At 70.9% G+C, this 16,493-nt stretch carries 18 protein-coding genes; 9 read left to right on the forward strand and 9 right to left on the reverse strand.

Annotation, left to right across the window (positions count from 1 at the left end):
• Positions 1-387, reverse strand: a 387-nt coding sequence (locus tag AC1DXV_RS20440) for a winged helix-turn-helix domain-containing protein (RefSeq protein ID WP_477935240.1), incomplete at its 3' end; no start/stop codon positions are given.
• A 134-nt stretch (positions 388-521) separates the two neighbouring features.
• Here AC1DXV_RS20440 and AC1DXV_RS20445 point away from each other — a divergent pair.
• The 4 genes from AC1DXV_RS20445 to AC1DXV_RS20460 are packed head-to-tail and all read left to right on the forward strand — an operon-like array spanning position 522 to position 4,497.
• The gene (locus AC1DXV_RS20445) at positions 522-1,127 is read left to right on the forward strand and encodes an alpha/beta hydrolase family protein (RefSeq protein WP_477935242.1); all 606 of its coding nucleotides are present in this window, start codon (positions 522-524) and stop codon (positions 1,125-1,127) included.
• Positions 1,128-1,182: 55 nt separating this feature from the next.
• Positions 1,183-1,692: a GNAT family N-acetyltransferase gene (locus tag AC1DXV_RS20450; RefSeq protein WP_477873725.1), complete on the forward strand. Its 510-nt coding sequence runs from the start codon at positions 1,183-1,185 to the stop codon at positions 1,690-1,692.
• 19 nt (positions 1,693-1,711) lie between these two features.
• On the forward strand, positions 1,712-3,433 hold the full coding sequence (locus AC1DXV_RS20455) for an acetate--CoA ligase (protein ID WP_477935244.1): 1,722 nt from the start codon (positions 1,712-1,714) through the stop codon (positions 3,431-3,433).
• Positions 3,430-4,497: an aldo/keto reductase gene (locus tag AC1DXV_RS20460; RefSeq protein WP_477935246.1), complete on the forward strand. Its 1,068-nt coding sequence runs from the start codon at positions 3,430-3,432 to the stop codon at positions 4,495-4,497. Before AC1DXV_RS20455 ends, AC1DXV_RS20460 begins: the two co-directional genes overlap by 4 nt.
• Positions 4,498-4,512: 15 nt before the next feature.
• Here the strand turns inward: AC1DXV_RS20460 and AC1DXV_RS20465 are convergent, their stop codons facing one another.
• Together AC1DXV_RS20465 and AC1DXV_RS20470 are read right to left on the reverse strand one after the other, a co-directional pair.
• On the reverse strand, positions 4,513-5,541 hold the full coding sequence (locus AC1DXV_RS20465) for a thioredoxin family protein (RefSeq protein WP_477935248.1): 1,029 nt from the start codon (positions 5,539-5,541) through the stop codon (positions 4,513-4,515).
• Between the two features lie 4 nt (positions 5,542-5,545).
• Complete coding sequence (locus AC1DXV_RS20470; protein ID WP_477935250.1) at positions 5,546-6,559, reverse strand: alpha/beta fold hydrolase; 1,014 nt, start codon at positions 6,557-6,559, stop codon at positions 5,546-5,548.
• A 145-nt stretch (positions 6,560-6,704) separates the two neighbouring features.
• On the opposite strand from AC1DXV_RS20470, the gene ybaK reads away from it, so the two are divergent.
• The 5 genes from ybaK to AC1DXV_RS20495 all read left to right on the forward strand — a co-directional run bounded on the left by ybaK (position 6,705) and on the right by AC1DXV_RS20495 (position 10,256).
• Entirely contained in the window at positions 6,705-7,196 is a 492-nt protein-coding gene (gene ybaK / locus AC1DXV_RS20475; protein WP_477870077.1) for a Cys-tRNA(Pro) deacylase, read from the forward strand.
• A gap of 52 nt (positions 7,197-7,248) precedes the next feature.
• Entirely contained in the window at positions 7,249-7,950 is a 702-nt protein-coding gene (plsY, locus tag AC1DXV_RS20480; protein WP_477870079.1) for a glycerol-3-phosphate 1-O-acyltransferase PlsY, read from the forward strand.
• Positions 7,947-8,306 carry a RidA family protein gene (locus AC1DXV_RS20485; protein ID WP_047505972.1) on the forward strand — a complete coding sequence of 120 codons (360 nt, stop codon included), beginning with the start codon at positions 7,947-7,949 and terminating at the stop codon, positions 8,304-8,306. The genes plsY and AC1DXV_RS20485 overlap by 4 nt, the downstream gene beginning before the upstream one ends.
• Positions 8,307-8,380: 74 nt before the next feature.
• The gene (gene hemP, locus AC1DXV_RS20490; protein WP_477870082.1) at positions 8,381-8,602 is read left to right on the forward strand and encodes a hemin uptake protein HemP; all 222 of its coding nucleotides are present in this window, start codon (positions 8,381-8,383) and stop codon (positions 8,600-8,602) included.
• A gap of 94 nt (positions 8,603-8,696) precedes the next feature.
• Complete coding sequence (locus AC1DXV_RS20495) at positions 8,697-10,256, forward strand: methyl-accepting chemotaxis protein (protein ID WP_477935252.1); 1,560 nt, start codon at positions 8,697-8,699, stop codon at positions 10,254-10,256.
• An 84-nt stretch (positions 10,257-10,340) separates the two neighbouring features.
• On the opposite strand, the gene AC1DXV_RS20500 is transcribed toward AC1DXV_RS20495, so the two are convergent.
• The 6 genes from AC1DXV_RS20500 to AC1DXV_RS20525 all read right to left on the reverse strand — a co-directional run.
• Entirely contained in the window at positions 10,341-10,973 is a 633-nt protein-coding gene (locus AC1DXV_RS20500) for an L-threonylcarbamoyladenylate synthase (RefSeq protein WP_477870606.1), read from the reverse strand.
• Positions 10,974-10,984: 11 nt separating this feature from the next.
• On the reverse strand, positions 10,985-11,914 hold the full coding sequence (locus tag AC1DXV_RS20505) for a DMT family transporter (protein WP_477870604.1): 930 nt from the start codon (positions 11,912-11,914) through the stop codon (positions 10,985-10,987).
• 10 nt (positions 11,915-11,924) lie between these two features.
• Positions 11,925-12,794, reverse strand: a complete 870-nt coding sequence (locus AC1DXV_RS20510; protein ID WP_477870602.1) for a 3',5'-nucleoside bisphosphate phosphatase — start codon at positions 12,792-12,794, stop codon at positions 11,925-11,927.
• Between the two features lie 136 nt (positions 12,795-12,930).
• Positions 12,931-14,034, reverse strand: a complete 1,104-nt coding sequence (locus AC1DXV_RS20515; protein WP_477935254.1) for a PQQ-dependent sugar dehydrogenase — start codon at positions 14,032-14,034, stop codon at positions 12,931-12,933.
• Entirely contained in the window at positions 14,031-15,764 is a 1,734-nt protein-coding gene (recJ, locus tag AC1DXV_RS20520) for a single-stranded-DNA-specific exonuclease RecJ (RefSeq protein WP_477935256.1), read from the reverse strand. Before recJ ends, AC1DXV_RS20515 begins: the two co-directional genes overlap by 4 nt.
• A partial coding sequence (locus AC1DXV_RS20525) for a hypothetical protein (RefSeq protein WP_477935258.1) occupies positions 15,764-16,493 on the reverse strand: 730 nt, incomplete at its 5' end. The genes recJ and AC1DXV_RS20525, both read right to left, overlap by 1 nt.

Consider the following 16,493-nt stretch of genomic DNA (forward strand, 5'->3'; position numbering starts at 1 on the left):
CCCGAGCAGCGCGACCGGCCGCTCGGGCGGGGCGTCGCGCCGCGGCGGGCTCACCGCGAGGGCGGGGGCCGGGGCCGGTGACGGGGCGGCGGCCTGCGCTGCCATCGTGAACCGGTAGCCGCGCCCGGGCACGGTCGCGATCGCGCGGGCGCCCAGCAGCTTGCGCAGCGCCGAGACGTGCACCTGCAGGTTGTTCTCCTCGACCACGAGGCCGGGCCAGACGAGGTCCAGCAGTTCGCCCTTGGACACCAGCCGGTCGCTGCGCTCGACCAGCGCCTGCAGCAGGTCGAAGGCGCGCGCGCCCAGCAGCGCCGGCTGGCCGTCGATCAGCAACTGGCGGGTGGCCGGATTCAGCGCGACGTGTCCGAAGCGGTAGTGGTCAGGCAAAAGGGATCCTCCAAGGCGGCGAATTTACGCGATGACACCGACTTTCAGAACGATTCAGGCCAGCTTCAGGACATTGAAGGACGGCGAGAGCGTGGATTCGGACACTGGGTTTCGCTCAGGGGGATTCTTTCATCATGGACTTCAGCTCGCCATGGCTGCTCATCGCATCGGGATGCGCCATCGCCTGCGCCGCGAGTGGCCTGGCAGCGGCGTACCGCCGCGCGAGGGTGCGGCCGAAGCCGCCGGCGCGCGCCGGATCGGTGCTCGACACGGTGGGTTTCGCGGCCCGTGGTGGCCGGGCGTGGGTCCGTGCCGAGTACCTGCCGGTGCCGGGCGGACGCGCCGCGGTGGTCCTGGTCGGTGGTCGTGACGGCCGGCGTCACCACGGGCTGACGCAGGCCCTGCGCACGCAAGGCCTGTCGGTGCTGGTGATCCAGCGGCGTGGCGGCTCCGGGCAGCGCGAGCGCGACGACGTGCTCGGCGCCGTCGACTACCTGCTGGACCGCGGCCACCCGCCGGGGCGCATCGGCGTGATGGGCTCGGGCTCGACCGGCTCGCAGGCGGTGCTGGACGCCGCGGCCGACGAGCCGGCCATCCGCGCGGTGCTGCCGGTGGCGCACCCTGCGCGCGCCGTCGCGTTCTTCCGCCAGCACCTGATGCCCCCGCGCACCGTCTGCGTGATCTGGCCGCAGCCGGCGCGTGCCACGCCGGCCGCCGCCTGGGAACGGCTGGCCGCCTGATCCTGGGGGGTTGAAGGGCGGGGGCTGAGGAACGAGGCTGAGAGACAATCGGCGGATGCCCTCCTTCCCGATGCCGCTCGACGGCAACCCCGCCTACGCGCTGCGCGCCGCCGAACTGCGCGATGTCGTGCCGATCGTCGGCCTGATCCGCGAACTCGCCGAGTTCGAGAAACTGACCCACCTGCTGCAGGTCACGCCCGAGAAGCTGCGGCCCAACCTGTTCGGCGAAAAGGCCGTCGCCGAGGCGATGGTCGCCGAGGCCGGCGGCGAGGTGATCGCCTTCGCGCTGTTCTTCACCAATTTCTCCACCTTCCTCGCGCAGCCGGGGCTCTACCTCGAAGACCTGTACGTGCAGCCCGCGCACCGCGGCGAGGGCGTCGGCGAGGCCATGCTGACGCGGCTGGCGCGGATGGCGGTCGATCGCGGCTACGGCCGCTTCGAATGGAGCGTGCTCGACTGGAACGAGAACGCCATCCGCTTCTACGAGCGCATGGGCGCGACGGTGCTGCCCGACTGGCGCATCTGCCGGATCACCGGGGAAGCCCTCGCGCGCTTCGGCGCCTAGCGTCATAAGCTTCGCGCCCATGCGCGAAGCCGATTCCTACACCGACCTGCATTCCTCCTTCCGCTGGCAGGTGCCGGCGGATTTCAACATCGCCGAGGCCTGCTGCGCCCGCTGGGCGCGCGAGACGCCGGACGCGATCGCGATCCGCCACGAGCACGAGGACGGCACGCGCCGCACCTGCAGCTACCGGCAGTTGCAGGCCCGTTCGCGCCGGCTCGCGGCGGCGCTGCAGCGGCTCGGCGTGGGGCGCGGCGACCGCGTCGCGATCGTGATGGCGCAGCGCATCGAGACCGCCGTCGCCCACATGGCGCTGCACCAGCTGGGCGCGGTCGCGATGCCGCTGTCGGTGCTGTTCGGCCCCGAGGCGCTCGAGTTCCGGCTGCAGCACAGCGAGGCTGGCGTCGCGATCGGCGACGAGGCCTCGATCGCCGCGCTGCGCGCCGTGCGGCCGCAGTGCCCGGCGCTGCGCTGCATCGTCGCGGCCGGTGCGGCGGCCGGGCAGGGCGATGTCGACTGGGACACGCTGCTGCAGCAGGACGACGGCGGCTTCACGCCCGTCGCGACGCAGGCCGCCGACCCGGCGATCCTGATCTACACCAGCGGCACCACCGGCCCGCCGAAGGGCGCGCTGCTGCCGCAGCGGGCGCTGATCGGCAACCTGAGCGGCTTCGTCGCGAGCCAGAACTGGTTCCCGCGCCGCGACGAGGTGTTCTGGAGCCCGGCCGACTGGGCCTGGACCGGCGGGCTGATGGATGCGCTGCTGCCCACGCTGTACTTCGGCCGCGAGATCGTCGCGTACCAGGGCCGCTTCGGCCCCGAGAAGGCCTTCGAGCTGATGGCGCGCTACGGCGTCACCAACACCTTCCTGTTCCCGACCGCGCTGAAGGCGATGATGAAGGCCGTGCCGTCGCCGCGCGGGCGCTACGCACTGCGGCTGCGCACGGTGATGAGCGCCGGCGAGGCGGTCGGCGACGCGGTGTTCGCGTGGTGCCGCGAGCAGCTCGGCATCACCGTCAACGAGATGTTCGGCCAGACCGAGATCAACTACGTGGTCGGCAACTGCACCGAATACCTGGATGCCGCAGGCCGTGCGCAGCCCGGCTGGCCGGCGCGCCCTGGCAGCATGGGCCGTGCCTACCCGGGCCACCGCGTCGCGGTGCTCGACGACGACGGCCGCGAATGCCCGCGCGGCACGCCGGGCGACGTGGCGGTGCACCGCCGCGACGTGCACGGCACACCCGACCCGGTCTTCTTCCTCGGCTACTGGAAGAACGACGCCGCGACGCGCGCCAAGTTCACCGGCGACCCCGACGACAGCTGGTGCCGCACCGGCGACACCGCGCTGATGGACGACGACGGCTACCTCTGGTACCAGGGCCGCAGCGACGACGTCTTCAAGGCAGCGGGCTATCGGATCGGGCCGAGCGAGATCGAGAACTGCCTGGTCAAGCACCCGGCCGTCGCGAACGCGGCGGTGGTGCCGAAACCCGATGCCGAGCGCGGTGCGCTGGTCAAGGCCTACGTGGTGCTGGCGGCGGGCGTGGTCGGCGATGCCGCCTTGGTTGAGCAGCTGCAGGCGCATGTGAAGGGCCGGCTCGCGCCCTACGAGTACCCGAAGGAGGTCGAGTTCATCGACGCGCTGCCGATGACGACCACCGGCAAGGTGCAGCGGCGCGTGCTGCGGCTGCAGGAAGAGGAGCGGGCACGCGGTTCCGGAAATCTCCCTAAACTGGCCCGATGAGCACCTTCACCACCCTCCCGCTTGGCCGCAGCGACCTGCGCGTCACCCCGATCTGCCTCGGCACGATGACCTTCGGCGAACAGGTCGACGAAGCCGTGGCGCACCGCATCCTCGACGCCGCCGTCGCGCGCGGCATCAACTTCATCGACACCGCCGAGATGTACGCGGTGCCGACACGCCGCGAGACCTACGGCGCCACCGAACGCATCATCGGCAACTGGTTCGCCGCCCGGCCCGGCGTGCGCCAGAAGGTGGTGCTCGCGACCAAGGTGGCCGGCCCCGGCCGCAGCATGGACTGGGTGCGCGGCGGCAGCGCGAACCTGGTGGCCGCCGAGATCGTGCAGGCCTGCGACGACAGCCTGAAGCGCCTGCGCACCGACGTGATCGACCTGTACCAGATCCACTGGCCGAACCGCAACGTGCCGACCTTCGGCGCGTTGTATTTCGATCCGTCCCGGGACACCGAATTCAGCAGCATCCACGAGCAGCTGCAGGCGCTGGCCGGGCTGGTGAAGGCCGGCAAGGTCCGGCACATCGGGCTGTCGAACGAGACGCCGTGGGGCGTCGGCGAGTTCGTGCGGCTGGCCGGCCAGCACGGGCTGCCGCGTATCGCCACCGTGCAGAACCCGTATGCGCTGACCAGCCGTGCGCTCGACAACGGGCTCGACGAGACGCTGTACCGCGAGCAGGTCTCGCTGCTCGCCTATTCGCCGCTCGCGTTCGGCGCGCTGACCGGCAAGTACGACGAGATCGGTTTCGACGCCGCCGACAAGCCCGGGCGGCTGGCGATCTTCGACGGCATGAAGAAGGGCCGCTGGGGCCGCCCCGAGGCGCTGGCCGCCGCGCGCCTGTACAACGCGCTGGCACGGCGCCACGGCCTCTCGCCGACGCAGCTCGCGCTCGCCTTCGTCTACGGCAGCCGGCGCGTCGCGAGCACCATCATCGGCGTCACCTCGCTCGCGCAGCTGGACGAGAACCTGGCGGCCTGGGGCACGGCGCTGTCGCCCGAGCTGCTCGCCGAGATCGACGCGATCCGCTGGACGCACCGCGATCCGGCGCAGTGACGCGGGCGGTTCTGCTCAGCCGAAGGTGAACGCGAACGCGCGGGCACCGGGGTCGAGAAAGCGGATCTCGATCGTGCGGTCGCCGATGCGGCCCGGCTGGCGCACCAGCTGGTAGAGCCGCTCGGCGTCGATCACGCCGTTGCCGTCGGCATCGGTGTCGACGCCGTGGTCGGCACCGGGCGGCTTGCCATCCAGCGTCAGCCGGAAGCGCACCGGCATGCCGGCCGATGCGCGGCCGAGCACCAGGTGCAGGTCGCGCGCATGGAAGCGGTACACCACGCTGCCGCCGGCGCGGCCCGCCTCGGCGAACTCGGGCCGCACCGTCCACTCGCCCGCCAGCGCCCATTCGTTCAGCCGCGGCGTGCCCGGCGCATACAGGTGGCTGCGATCCGGGACGATGCCGCCCGGCGACGCGAAGCCTTCCGCCTGCTGGTAGCCGACATAGGTCTCCGCCGACTTCGCGTTCGCCATGTCGGGCGGCAGGCCGATGCCGCGGGTGTCCAGCGCGACCGAGGGCGCCGGCTTGCGGGCGGCCTCGCTGCCCGATTCCTTCAGCAGCGCCTGGATCATCTTCTCCGCTGTGTCGAAATCGCCTTCGCCGAACTGCTGGTGGCGGATGAGGCCCTGCGCATCGACGAGGTAGAACGCGGGCCAGGCGCGGTTCTGGAACGAGCGCCAGATCGCATAGTTGCTGTCGATCGCGACCGGGAAGTCGATCTTCAGGTCCTTCGTTGCGCGCTCGACGTTCCCGAGGTTCTTCTCGAACGCGAACTCGGGCGTGTGCACGCCGACCACCACCAGGCCCTGGGCCGCGTAGCGCTGCGCCCAGGCCCGCACGTGGGGCAGCGTGCGCAGGCAGTTGATGCACGAGTACGTCCAGAAATCCACCAGCACCACCTTGCCGCGCAGCGACTCGAGCGTCAGCGGCTGCGAGTTGAGCCAGCCGACGGCGCCGTCGAGCCGTGGCATCGGCGGCTCGGCCGCGGGGGCAGCCGGTGAGGCGAGGCAGGCAGCGAGCAACGCCAGCAGGGTCAGCTTCTTCATCGGCTCATGCCTTGGCGACGTCGATCACCGCCTGCGCGAACGCGCGCGGCGCTTCCTGCGGCAGGTTGTGGCCGATGCCGCCGGAGACGTTGCGGTGCTCGTACGGGCCGCTGAACTTGCCGGCATACGCCGACGGTTCCGGGTGCGGCGCGCCGTTGGCATCGCCTTCCAGCGTGATGGCCGGCACCGCGATGCGCGGCGCGGTGCTCAGCTTCGCCTCGATCTCGTCGTACTTCGATTCGCCGGCCGCGAGGCCGAGCCGCCAGCGGTAGTTGTGGACCGCGATCGCGACGTGGTCGGGGTTGTCCAACGCCTTGGCCGAGCGGTCGAAGGTCGCGTCGTCGAAACGCCACCGCGGCGACGCCGTCTGCCAGATCAGCTTCGCGAACGCATGGCGGTTCGCGTCGTAGCCGCGGCGGCCGCGTTCGGTCGTCAGGTAGAACTGGTACCACCACTGCAGCTCGGCGGCCGGCGGCAGCGGCTGCTGGCCGGCCTGCACGTTGCTCACCAGGTAGCCGCTGACCGACACCAGCGCCTTCGTGCGCTGCGGCCACAGCGCCGCGACGATGCAGGCGGTGCGCGCCCCCCAGTCGCAGCCGGCCATCACCGCCTTGTCGATCTTCAGCGCGTCCATCAGCGCGATCACGTCCTGCGCGATGGCGCCCTGCTGGCCGTTGCGCGGCGTGTCGGCCGACAGGAAGCGCGTCGTGCCGTAGCCGCGCAGGAACGGGACGATCACGCGCCAGCCGGCCGAGGCCAGCAGCGGCGCCACGTCGACGTAGGTGTGGATGTCGTACGGCCAGCCGTGCAGCAGGATGACGACCGGACCGTTGGCCGGGCCGGCTTCGGCGTAGCCGACGCTCAGCACGCCGGCATCGATCTGCTTCAGCGGGCCGAACGAGGCGGTGGTCGCTGTCTGCGCGATGGCGGGCGTGGCCAGCCCGAGCTGCGCGGCGCCGAAGGTGAGGGCGGCGGCACCGAACAGGTGGCGGCGTTGGAGATCGATCTTCTCGGACATGGTTGGCCTCGTGTGTTGGGATGCCTCATTGAGCCGGCGCGACGTATCCGGGGTGTGTCATGGAGRCCGCCGTTTTGTCCCGCGCCGTGTCGATGTCCGGCCCGGATACGCGGTGATACAGAGCCGATTCCCTACACTCGCGGGCATGGCACGCAAGGACCACGCTTCCGAGACCCCCGCGACGCAACTGCTGCGCAAGAACGGCATCGCGTTCACCGAACACCTCTACGACTACGTCGAGCACGGCGGCACCACCGAATCGGCGCGCCAGCTCGGTGTCGACGAGCACCACGTCGTCAAGACGCTGGTGATGGAGGACGAGACCGCCGCGCCGCTGATCGTGCTGATGCACGGCGACCGGCAGGTCAGCACGAAGAACCTCGCGCGGCAGATCGGCGCGAAGAAGGTCGCGCCCTGCAAGCCCGAGGTGGCGCAGCGCCACAGCGGCTTCCTGGTCGGCGGCACCTCGCCGTTCGGCACCCGCAAGGCGATGCCGGTCTACGTGGAGGCCGGCATCCTCGAGTTGCCCGGCATCTACATCAACGGCGGGCGGCGCGGCTACCTGGTCGGCATCGCGCCCGGCGTGCTGACGAGCCTGCTCGGGGCGAAGCCGGTGCAGTGCGCCGGTGCAGAATAGGCGCCCAGCCGAAACAGCCAGCCGCACGCCCCGCGCCCGCGGCCAAGACCCCATGGAGACTCTCTACACCGTTGCCGCCGTAATCGCGGCCTACCTGATCGGCTCGCTGTCGTTCGCCGTGATCGTCAGCCGGGCCATGGGCCTGAACGATCCGCGCAGCTACGGCTCGGGCAACCCGGGCGCCACCAACGTGCTGCGCTCGGGCAACAAGACGGCCGCCATCCTCACGCTGCTGCTCGATGCGCTGAAGGGCTACGTGCCGGTGCTGCTGGTGGTGCTGTTCGGTGCGCGCCTCGGGCTGCGCGAGGGCACCGTGGCGCTGGTCGGGCTGGCGGCCTTCGTCGGCCACCTGTGGCCGGTGTTCTTCCGCTTCCAGGGCGGCAAGGGGGTGGCCACCGCGGCCGGCGTGCTGCTTGCGTTCAACCCGTGGCTGGGCGCGGCGACGCTGCTCACCTGGATCATCGTCGCGGGCTTCTTCCGCTACTCGTCGCTGGCGGCGCTGGTGGCGGCGGTCTTCGCGCCGTTCTACCAATTGCTGATCTGGGACGGCGGCCCGCTCGCCGGCGCGATCGTCGTGATGAGCCTGCTGCTGGTCTGGCGCCACCTGCCCAACATCCAGAAGCTGATCGCCGGCAAAGAGAGCAAGCTCGGCAGCAAGAAGGCGCCGGCCACGGCGCACCCGCCCGAGCACCCGCCCGAGCATTCGCACAAGCATTCCTCCCACAAGCATTCCGACCACGGAGCCAAGCCATGACCCACGCCGTACGGCGTTTCCACGTCGAGGACCGCTATTCCGACATGGCCATCCACCATGGCACGGTCTACCTCGCCGGCCAGGTGCCCGACGACACCACGCAGGACATCCGCGGTCAGACCCGCCAGGTGCTGGCGATGGTCGACCGGCTGCTCACCGAGGCGCACACCGACAACGCGCACATCCTGATGGCCCAGATCTTCCTGGCCGACATGGCCGATTTCGCCGGCATGAACGAGGTCTGGGACGACTGGGTCGCCCCCGGCGACGCCCCGCCGCGGGCCACCGTGCAGGCGAAGCTGGCGAACCCGGCCTACCGGATCGAGATCGTCGTCACCGCGGCGCTGAAGGTCTGATCCCTCGCCGGCGCAGGGGATTTGCGGACGAGGGGGCTTGTAGATGCGAACGGTTCGCATTTAAACTGCAAGCCATGCACACCTCCACCCACCTGTCCTCCGCCGCGCAGGCCTTGCCCGCGGCGCCCGTCCGTTCTTCCCGCGCGCAGCCGGTCGGCGGCGGCGCGGCAGGGCCGCTGCGCTGCATCACCAGCGATGCGGTCTTCGCCGGGGAAACGCTGGTCATCATCGACCACCACGGCATCGAGTACCGCCTGCGACAAACGTCGCTCGGCAAGCTGATCCTGACGAAATAGGGTCCACGCGTACTCAAGTCGGTGCCGGGCCGCGCCGATAGCCTCCTGATCCCGTTGCAGCCGCCCAGGCTGCGCGGGCGATTCAGGAGACAACATGAATTTCGTCAACCGGATGAAGATCGGGACGCGACTGGGCCTGGGTTTCGGCGTCGTGATCCTGTTGCTGGTGTTGATCACCGGCGTGTCGGTGTGGCGCATCCGCGCCATCAATGCGGCCACGGCCGAGATCGTCAGCGAGGGCTACGGCCAGATCGCGCTGGCCACCGAGATCGACCGTGCCGTCAACAAGCAGGCCAACCACCTGCGCAGCGCGGTGCTGGCCGTCGGCGACGAGGCCGAGGTCAAGGGCTACATCACGAAGGTCAGTGAGGCCACGCGCGAGATCTCGCAGCTGCGCGAGAAGCTGGCCGCGACCGGCGCCTCGCCGAAGGGCGACGAGCTGCTGAAGGCCTTGCAGGAAAGCGGCGACTCCTACGTCAAGAAGCGCCAGAAGGTGGTCACGCTGCTGCAGGCCAACCTGCCGGACGCGGCGCGCAACTACCTGCTGAAGGAAGTGCGGCCACTGCAGGACGCCTACCTGGCCGCCTCGCTCGACATGGTGCGCTTCCAGGAATCGCAGATGCAGGACGCTGCGCGCCAGGCCCAGGATTCGGGCCGTGCGGGGATCGTCACGACGCTGGTGCTGGCCGGCGTGGCCGCGCTGTGCGGCGTCGCCATCAGCCTGGTGATCAGCCGCTCGATCACCGGCGCGCTGCGCCGCGCGGTGCTGGTGGCCGAGACGGTGGCGGCCGGCGACCTGACCTCGCGCATCGAGGTGCACAGCGGTGATGAGACCGGGCAGTTGCTGGGCGCGCTGCAGGTGATGAACGACAGCCTGGTGCGGGTGGTCGGCGCAGTGCGGGCCGGCTCGGACAGCATCGCGACCGGCTCGAGCCAGATCGCCGSCGGCAACGCCGACCTGTCGCRSCGCACCGAGGAGCAGGCGTCGAACCTGCAGCGCACGGCAGCGTCGATGGAGCAGATCACCGCGACGGTGCGGGCGAATGCCGACACCGCACGCCAGGCCACGCAGCTCGCGAGCTCGGCCCGCCAGGTGGCGGTGCAGGGCGGCGACGTGGTCGGCAGGGTGGTGACGACGATGGAGGAGATCAGCGCGAGCTCGCGCAAGATCAGCGACATCATCGGCGTGATCGACGGCATCGCGTTCCAGACCAACATCCTGGCGCTGAATGCGGCGGTGGAGGCGGCGCGCGCCGGCGAGCAGGGCCGCGGCTTCGCAGTGGTGGCCAGCGAGGTGCGCAGCCTCGCGCAGCGTAGCGCGCAGGCGGCCAAGGAGATCAAGGCGCTGATCGGCGCGAGCGTCGAGAAGGTGGCGGCCGGCACGCAGCTGGTGGGCGACGCGGGCGCGACGATGAAGGATGTCGTGGCGCAGGTGAAGCGGGTGGCCGAGCTGATCGACGAGATCAGCACCGCGACCGGCGAGCAGACGGCCGGCATCGGGCTGGTCAGCGATTCGGTGATGCAGATCGAGCAGGTGACGCAGCAGAACGCGGCGCTGGTCGAGCAGTCGGCGGCGGCGGCGGACAGCCTTCAGCAGCAGGCGGCGCGGCTGGTGGATGCGGTGCGGCAGTTCAAGCTCGCGGGCACCGCCTGAGTTCTTGTGCCTCGCCACCCCGCACCGCGCACGAACCGCTTGTGTTCGGCCGGCGGTGACCGCTCGCTTGTTGGGGGAGTGGACTCAGCTCACCGGGAGCCCGAGCAGGGCGGGGTCTCCTCGCCCTAGTCGGAACAGCACCGGCTCGTCCGTCGTCAGGTCGACCACTGTCGTCGGCTCACGGGGGCACGCACCGGCATCGACGACCGCCTGCACTTGCCCCTGGAAACGCTCGCGGATCTCATCCGGGTCGTTCATCGGCTCGGTCTCGCCCGGCGCGATCAGCGTGGTCGACAGCAACGGCTCGCCGAAGATGTCGAGCAGCTGCTGCAGCATCTTGTGGTCCGGCACGCGCAGGCCGATGGTGCGGCGTGATGGGTGCGAGACGCGGCGCGGCACTTCCTTCGTCGCTTCGAGGATGAAGGTGAACGGGCCTGGCGTCGCATGCTTCATCAGGCGGTACTGGCGGTTGTCGACGCGGGCGTAGCTGGACAGCTCCGACAGGTCGCGGCACAGCAGCGTCAGGTGGTGCTTGTCGTCGACGCCGCGGATGCGCCGCAGGTTCTCGGCCGCCGCCTTGTCGTCGAGGTGGCACACCAGCGCATAGCTCGAATCGGTCGGCACCGCGGCGATGCCGCCGTCATGCAGGATCTGCGCGGCCTGCTTCAGCAGGCGCTGCTGCGGGTTGTCGGGGTGGACTTCGAAGAATTGCGGCATGGGCCGCGATGCTAATCCGCGATCGTGTCGGCCGCCACTGTGGATGTCGCCGGGTGCGCCGCCGTCTTTCGCATGTTCAGCCACGCGCTCGCGGCACCGCACACCGCGATCACGCCCATGCCGACCCAGGCCCAGCCGTCCGGCACGTAGCGGAACACCAGCCAGCTCACCGCCGCCGCCACGCCGATCTGCAGGTAGATGAACGGCATCAGCGTCGCCGTCGGCGCCAGCCCCAGCGCCAGGATCAGGAACAGGTGGCCCACCGTGCCGAGCGCGCCGATCACCAGCAGCAGCACCAGCTGCCGCGGCGGCGCCGCCATCAGCGTGCCGTCGGTGTCGATCGCGCTGAAGAAGAACAGCACCGGCGTCAGCACCAGCGCGCCGGTCAGGCCGGTGTAGAAGTGCGTCGTGTACGGGCTCTCCAGCGCCGACAGCTTGCTCGTCAGCACCTGGAAGCTCGCGTAGGTGAGGGCGCCGGCCAGCGGGAACAGCACCGCCCAGCCGAACAGCCCGCTGCCCGGGCGGATCACGATGATCGCGCCGGCGAAGGCCGCGCACACCAGCGCCCAGCGCAGCGTCGACACCCGCTCGTGCAGCACCCAGGCCGCCAGCAGCGTCACCACCACCGGCGTCAGCATGTTGATCGCGGTGAACTCGGCCACCGGCATCTGCTGCACGCCGAAGAAGCTCAACGCGCTGGTGGCCAGCAACAGCGCGCCGCGCGCCAGCTGGAAACGCGGGTGCCCGGTGCGGAAGCCTGCGGTTTTCGAACGCAGCAGCCAGAGGCCCATCGACACCGCCTGGAAGGCATAGCGTGCCCACAGGATCAACAGCACCGGCAGGAAGGCGCCGAGGTACTTGATCGTGGTGTCCATGGTCGCGAAGCACAGCGCCGCCAGGGCGATCAGCGCGATGCCCCGGGCGGGGCGCTGCCTTGTCACGATCGTCGGTTCACGGGAGCTGCACGCGGTCGACGAGCGCTTCCCACACCGGCGTCAGCTTGCCCGGCAGCGGCGGCAGCGTGCCCAGGTCGACGTGGCTCTCGTCGGGGCTGTGGAAATCGGAACCGCGCGACGCGAGCAGCTCGAACTCGAGCGCCATGTCGGCGTACTTGAGGAAGTCGGCGTTCGAGTGGCTGCCGGTGATCACCTCGACCCCGCGCCCGCCGTGCACCTTGAACTCGGTGAACAACGCGTACTCCTCGTTGGCGGTGAACTTGTAGCGCCCCGGGTGCGCGATCACCGCGATGCCGTGCGCCTCGCGGATCCAGCGCACCGCGTCGCCGAGCTTCGCCCAGCGGTGCGGCACGTAGCCCGGCTTGCCCTCGACGAGGAACTTGCGGAAGACCTCGTGCGTGTCCTGGCAGATGCCGCTCTCCACCAGGTGCCGCGCGAAGTGCGTGCGCGAGATCAGATCCGGGTTGCCGACGTATTTCAGCGCGCCCTCGTAGGCGCCGTGGATGCCGACCTGGGCCAGGCCCGCGGCCATCTCGCGGGCGCGTTCCTCGCGGCCGCCACGCGTCGCGGCGAGGCCGGCGCTGAGCTGCGCATCGTCGGCATCGAAACCGAGCCCGACGATGTGCACCGTGGTGTTCGCGAAGGTCACCGAGATCTCGGTGCCGGTCAGGTAGGGCAGGCCCAGCGCCAGCGCCGCCGCCTGGGCGCGCTGCTGGCCGCCGACCTCGTCATGGTCGGTCAGCGCCCACAACTCGACGCCGTTGGCTTTCGCGCGCGCCGCGAGTTCCGCGGGCTGCAGCGTGCCGTCCGACACCACGGAATGGCAGTGCAGGTCGGCGTTGGTCCATACAGCAGGTTGGCTCACGGACGGCATTGTAGGGAGCCGGCCCGGGCAGCGTCGCTGCAGGGGTAACCCACCACCCGTTCGCCCTGAGCTTGTCGAAGGGTCTGCTTGCGTGCCACCAAGGCTTCGACAAGCTCAGCCCGAACGGCTTTTCTCGTCAAGGCGTGACGCGCAGCACGCGCCCGGGGTTGTTGTCGGTCAACAGGTACAGGAACCCGTCCGGGCCCTGGCGCACGTCGCGGATGCGCTCGTGCAGCTCGGTCAGCAACCGTTCCTCCTTGACGACCTTGTCGCCGTCGAGCTGCAGCCGCACCAGCATCTGCCCCGCCAGCGCGCCGACGAACAGGCTGCCCTTCCAGCCCGGGTAGCGATCGCTCGTGAGAAAGGCCATGCCGCTCGGCGCGATCGACGGCACCCAGTACGTCAGCGGCTGCTCCATGCCGGCCTTGGCCTTGCCCTCGCCGATCGCGGCGCAACTGCCGTACTCGCAGCCGTAGGTGATCACCGGCCAGCCGTAGTTCCTGCCGGCCACGTCGAGGTTGACCTCGTCGCCGCCCTGCGGGCCGTGCTCGTGCGTCCACAGCGCGCCGGTCCACGGGTTCAGCGCGGCACCCTGCAGGTTGCGGTGGCCGAAGCTCCACAGCTCCGGCCGCGCACCCGCCGTCTTGACGAACGGGTTGTCGGCCGGCACCCCGCCGTCGGTTTCGATGCGCACCACCTTGCCGAGGTGGTTGCCGAGGTTCTGTGCGTCGTCGCGCATCAGGTAGCGGTCGCCGAGCGTGACGAACAGGCGGCCGTCGCGCCCGAACACCAGCCGCGAGCCGAAGTGCGCGGTGCTCTTCACCTTCGGCAGCTGCCGGAAGATCACGCTGACGCCGGTCAGCTTGTCGCCCTGCAGCCGGCCGCGCGCGACCGCGGTGCCGTTCTTGTCGGCCTCGCTGCGGCTGCCGGCCTCGGCATAGCTCCAGTAGACGAGGCCGTTGCTCGCGAACTTCGGGTCGAGCGCGACGTCGAGCAGCCCGCCCTGGCTGCGCGCGTCGACCTCCGGCAGGCCCTGCAGCGGCGCGCCGAGCCGGCCATCGGCCGCGACGATGCGCAAACGGCCCGGGCGCTCGGTGACCAGCAGGCGGCCATCGGGCAGGAAGGCCAGGCCCCACGGGTTCTGCAGCCCGGTCGCGACGGTCACCACGTCGACCGCCTGCGCGGCAGCCCCCGTCACGCACATCGCGGCCACCAGCGCCGCCCGCATCATCGCTTTCATCCGGCTCCTTCCACGACCATCTGCACCCGCTGCTGGCCGTTGTAGTCGTCGACGCGCAACTGGTACGCGAGCCGCACCCGCGTGCCCACCGGCGCGGTGTGGCCGAACCAGATCGCATCGCGCAGCGCGCCCGCATGCCGCACCGACAGCTTCAGGTGCTTCTCGGCCACCAGCCGCTGCGACACCACCTCGACCTCGTCGCAGAACAGCGGCGGCTCGAAGGCCTGGCCCCACACCTGCGCATCGAGCGAGCGCACCGTTTCGGCATTGAAATACTCGGCCGCCAGCGGCCCGTCGGTCAGCAGCGTGCGCGACAGCGTCGCCGCGTCCAGCCACTCGCGGGCCACCTGCTGCAGCGCGCCGTCGAAGGTGTCGAAATCCTCTTCGGCCAGCGTGCAGCCTGCCGCCATCGCATGCCCGCCGAAGCGCTTCAGCACGCCCGGATGCCGCTTGGTGACGAGGTCCAGCGCATCGCGCAGGTGGAAGCCCGGGATCGAGCGGCCCGAGCCCTTCAGCAAGCCGTCCTGGCCGAGCGCGAACACGAAGGTCGGCCGGTGCAGCCGGTCCTTCAGCCGCCCGGCGACGATGCCGACCACGCCTTCGTGGAACTCGGGGTCGTAGAGCGCCAGCGCCGGCGGCGCATCGCCCTCGGGCATCAGCGTCTCGAGCATGGCCTCGGCCTGCTCGCGCATGCCGGCCTCGACCTCGCGGCGCTCGCGGTTGATGGTGTCCAGCGTCTGCGCGAGCTGCGCGGCGCGCGCCGGGTCGTCGGTCAGCAGGCACTCGATGCCGAGCGACATGTCCGACAGCCGGCCGGCCGCGTTGATGCGCGGCCCGAGCGCGAAGCCGAAGTCGAAGCCGGTGGCGCGCGACGCATCGCGCCCGGCCGCGCTGAACAGCGCGGCGATGCCGGCGTGCATCTTGCCGGCGCGGATGCGCCGCAGGCCTTGCGCGACCAGCCGGCGGTTGTTCGCATCGAGCCGCACCACGTCGGCCACCGTGCCGAGCGCGACCAGGTCGAGCAGCGCGTCGAGCCGCGGCTGCTGCTCGGCGCTGAAGGCACCGCGTGCGCGCAGTTCGGTGCGCAGCGCGAGCAGCACGTAGAACATCACGCCGACGCCCGCCAGGTTCTTGCTCGGGAAGGCGCAGCCGGGCTGGTTCGGGTTGACGATCACGCTGGCGTCCGGCAGCACGACCAGCTCGCCTTCCTTGGCGGGCAGGTGGTGGTCGGTGACCAGCACGTCGAGGCCCATCGCGCGGGCATGCGCGACGCCGGCGATGCTCGCGATGCCGTTGTCGACGGTCAGCAGCAGGTCGGGTTTCGGACCGGGCTGCTGCGCGAGGGCCAGGTCGACGATCGTCGGCGTGAGTCCGTAGCCGTGCACCGCGCGGTCGGGCACGATGTGCCGCAGCGTGCCGGGCGCTGCACCCAGCAGCGCGAGCCCGCGCAACGCGACCGCGCAGGCGGTGGCGCCGTCGCAGTCGTAGTCGGCGACCACGCAGATGCGCTTGCGCGCCGCGATCGCATCGGCCAGCAGCACCGCGGCCGCCTGCGCGCCGTGCAGCTCGGCCGGCGGGATCAGGCGGGCGAGGCCGTCGTCGAGTTCGTCGTTGCTGCGCACGCCGCGCGCGGCAAACAGCTGCGCCAGCAGCGGGTGCACGCCGGCCTGCTCCAGCGCCCACACGCTGCGCGGCGGGGCGTCGCGGCGGGCGATGCGGACCTCGGCCATCACAACGCCTCCAGCAGCGCGAGCGGCGACGCGCCGCCGAAGCGGCGCGCCAGCCGCGCGAGCCAGCCCGGCGACTGCGCCTCGAGCCGCTGCGCGAAGCGCTCGCCGCACAAGGTGAGCGACACCGCCTCGCCGGCATCGCTGCGCTCCAGCAGATCGCGCACCGGGCCGGCGTCGAGCGCGCGCCAGGCCTCGGCCCACTCGCCCCAGTTCTCGCCCAGCAGCGGGGCGCGCAGCCGGTGGTCGATGACCAGCGCAGCGGTCGAGCCCGCCGGCTGCCGGCGTCCGCAGCCGCTGAGCCAGAACGAGTTGACCGGCATCATGCTCATCTCGGCGCGGTGGTCGTTCTCCGGCTGCTGGTACAGCATCATCTGCACCTCGTTCTGCAGCCGGCGGATCGCCTTCGCCTGCGGGTGGTCGGGCATCCACAGGTCGAGGTTGCGGCCGATCACGCGGTCGAGCGATGCGGTCGGCAGGCCTGCCAGCGAGTCGTGCGACGCGTACCAGCGCAGCGGCGAACCCCAGGCCAGCTGCCAGCCCTCGCTTTCGAACAGCGGGCGCACCGCCTCGAACAGGGCATGCGATTCCTTGGCGCTCAGCCGCAGCTGTTCCGGGTAGCCGACGCTGACGTGCTCGGCGCCCACATGCCAGTGCACCGGCGTCAGCAGGCCCCAGGGGGCGTCGCCGACCGGCACGCCGTCGGCCGCGGCCGCGTGGGCGGCCCACGGC

It is taken from the genome of Rhizobacter sp. P3_C12 (assembly GCF_056402735.1).